Origin of the sequence: Nocardiopsis sp. NRRL B-16309 (genome assembly GCF_001279585.1) — a bacterium.
Taxonomy (GTDB): domain Bacteria; phylum Actinomycetota; class Actinomycetes; order Streptosporangiales; family Streptosporangiaceae; genus Nocardiopsis.
This window is the reverse complement of the sequence record NZ_LGEC01000146.1, coordinates 1-509: the sequence shown is the minus strand read 5'-3', so window position 1 is coordinate 509 and position 509 is coordinate 1. Positions and strand designations below refer to the sequence as shown.

Here is a 509-nt window from a genome sequence, read left to right as displayed (position 1 = left end):
GGCGCGATGGCCCTGGTGGTGGCGCCGCTGTCGATCGAGTACGGCGTCGACTACCTCATCGCCGCCACGATCCTGGCCGGACTCATCCAGGTGGGCCTGGGTCTGTTGGGCGTGGCCAAGCTGATGCGGTTCGTGCCGCCGAGCGTGATGACGGGGTTCATCAACGCGCTGGCCATCCTCATCTTCCTGGCCCAGCTGCCGCATCTGGCGGGGGTCGGGGTGCCGATCTACGCCATGGTCGCGATCGGGCTGGTGATCATCTTCGGTCTTCCGCTGCTGACCAAGGCGGTGCCGGCGCCGTTGGTGGCGATCGTGGTGCTGACCGTGGGCGCCCTGGCGATGGGGCTCAACGCCCGCACGGTGGGGGACATGGGCGAGCTGCCCAGCACGTTCCCCATCCCGCTGATCCCGAACGTGCCCTTCACCCTGGACACGCTGACGCTGATCGCCCCCTATGCGATGACGCTGGCGCTGGTGGGGCTGATGGAGTCTTTGATGACCGCCAAGGT

1 protein-coding gene is annotated in these 509 nt (G+C 67.6%); it reads left to right on the top strand.

Features of this window, described 5'->3' with window-relative positions:
- Positions 1–509, top strand: a 509-nt coding sequence (locus ADL05_RS28415; RefSeq protein WP_197285972.1) for a SulP family inorganic anion transporter, incomplete at both ends; no start/stop codon positions are given.